Source organism: Modestobacter sp. DSM 44400, assembly GCF_900107175.1.
GTDB lineage: Bacteria > Actinomycetota > Actinomycetes > Mycobacteriales > Geodermatophilaceae > Modestobacter.
Window position 1 is genome coordinate 1 of the sequence record NZ_FNOZ01000139.1, and the last position, 2,230, is coordinate 2,230.

Here is a 2,230-nt window from a genome sequence, read left to right on the forward strand (position 1 = left end):
CCAAGGCACCCGGCGGCTCCGCCGACAAGACCCGGCAAATCGCCCGACTGCATGCACTGGCCACGACACCCGTCTCCTAGCTCAGGTCCTCGACTTCCTCGTCCAGTTCGTCGTCCTCCAACGCCAAGGCGGTCAGTGCACTGCCGCCAAGGACCCACGCCAGTTCTTCGTTGATGCCAGTGGCGTAGGCAGCGAGGTCCATGCCCGGCCGCGTGGCCAGGTCGGCAAGCTCGGGGAAGCGCGCCGGGTAGCGCGAGACTTCGAGGGCGTAGGCCGCTTCGGCGCGAACGTCGATACGCACGCTCGGATCGCGGCGGTCGCGGGACAGGGGAGCGGGGAAGGGCGTCTTACCGGCTCTTCAAACTTGAGGGGGAACGACACCATCTTGTGGGGTCGCGGGCCTCGAGCTGAGAAGCTCGTGGCCCCTCATGCTGGCGGTAATTCGGGAGCCGACAGCCAAGGGGCCAGGAGTGAGTCAAGACGGTACGACGATCCTGTTCGGGCTGCCCGGGGTACGGGTGACCGGCGTGCATCGGCACGGTTCGCCTGGCCGCCAAGCACGGCGAGCTGAGCAGCACGATGGGGCGAGCGTTGGGCAGCCGGGGTGAAGAGTTGACCGATGACCTCGGTCAGGGCGGCCGCGCGCTGCGACTCAAGGAACCGGTCCTCAGCGACCAGAGCACCGACCGCGGCACCTGCCTGCGCTGGGACGCCGCGGCAGCGGCCGGTGCACGGCGGAGCTGCGTCCTGCCAGTGCTGGAGGGAAGCCGGGTCGTCGCGCTGCAGGAGTACTACAGCCGAGGCGACCTGCCGTTCTTCGGCGGCCGCGCGGACAAGTGGAAGGCGATCGGCCGGATCGCCGCCAACGCCCGCCGCAGCGCCCTGGACAAGGCCCAGCTGCGGGAGACCCTCGATGACCGCGTCGCCGTCACCACGGTGGTCACCGAACTCGGCGCCGCGCACGACCAGCAGTCGGCGTGCAGCATTGCGCTGGACACCGTTCGGAAGGCCTTCGGCTGGGCCTACGGCTCCTACTGGGCGCTGGATGAGTCGGCGAACGTGCTGCGCTTCGTGCAGGAGTCCGGCTCGGCCGGCGAGGAGTTCCGCAAGGTCACCCTGGCCGCCAGCTTCGCCGAGGGCGTCGGCCTGTCCGGGCGGACCTGGCGGTCCCGGGACCTGTACTTCGTCCGCGACATCGGCGAGATGACCGACTGCATGCGGGCACCGGCCGCGCAGCGTGCCGGGGTGAAGTCCGGCGTCTGCTTTCCGCTGATGGTCGGGGGCCGGGTGATCGGCACGATGGACTTCTTCGTCACCGACACCATCGAGCTGTCCCACTCCCGCGGGTCGGCGCTGCGCAACGTGCAGCAACTGGTCTCGCAGCGGCTGGACGTGCTGCGCCGCAGCGCGGAGTCGGCGGCCAACGCCCGCGAGCTCCTCGACACCGTCGCCCGGCTGCGGGAAGCCGCCAGCGACGCCGGTCGGGTCGCCGAGAACGCGGTCAGCCAGGCGTCGACCATGGCCGGCGAGGTGGAGGCGCTGGACGAGGCGTCGGCCGCGGTCGGTGAGGTCATCCGGATCATCTCCGGCATCGCCGACCAGACCAACCTGCTGGCGCTGAACGCCACCATCGAGGCGGCCCGCGCCGGTGAACTGGGCAAGGGCTTCGCGGTCGTGGCCAGCGAGGTCAAGGGTTTGGCCCGAGAGACGGCGAAGGCCACCCAGCGGGTGTCGGATCAGATCGCCGGCATGCAGGCCAGCAGCGAGTCGGTGGCAACCGGCATCCACGCCACCAGCGAAGTCATCGGCCAGCTCGACGCCGTCCAGGCACGGATGGGCGAGGTGCTGGAGGAGCAGGCGCGGATGGCCTCGGCTTTCGAGCGGCACTGACCGAAGGGATCGCCGCCCAGCGGCAGAAAAAGATCCACCGGCGCCACCCACCAGCTCCCAGATCCCACGGCGACGTCTCGCGCCGTCTCACAACCGGTCGATTACGGACAGGACCGCCCAGGAGCTTTCAAGTCATTCGCCTGTCAACCTGTTCGCACCGCGGACGGCCGCGGCCATGCGTTCGTCGGTAACTCCTCGCAGAAGTGGCACTACTAGAACGACCAGGAACCCCATGAGCGCGAAGACGAGGTTGTCCCGAGTTCCGTAGAACTTCGGTGGCGGTCCGTTGTGCGTCAGGCTGCGACGACCTCCTCATCTTGCACGGTGGAGCCGACAGTTC

2 protein-coding genes are annotated in these 2,230 nt (G+C 69.2%); one reads left to right on the plus strand and one right to left on the minus strand.

From position 1 onward, the window contains the following. Positions 1 to 76: 76 nt before the first annotated feature. Positions 77 to 301 (minus strand): hypothetical protein, encoded by a 225-nt coding sequence (locus BLW04_RS25255; protein WP_091548383.1) that lies wholly within the window; start codon positions 299 to 301, stop codon positions 77 to 79. A gap of 311 nt (positions 302 to 612) precedes the next feature. Between BLW04_RS25255 and BLW04_RS25260 the strand changes: the two genes are divergently transcribed. Next, the gene (locus tag BLW04_RS25260; protein WP_254781990.1) at positions 613 to 1,890 is read left to right on the plus strand and encodes a methyl-accepting chemotaxis protein; all 1,278 of its coding nucleotides are present in this window, start codon (positions 613 to 615) and stop codon (positions 1,888 to 1,890) included. Positions 1,891 to 2,230 lie beyond the last annotated feature (340 nt).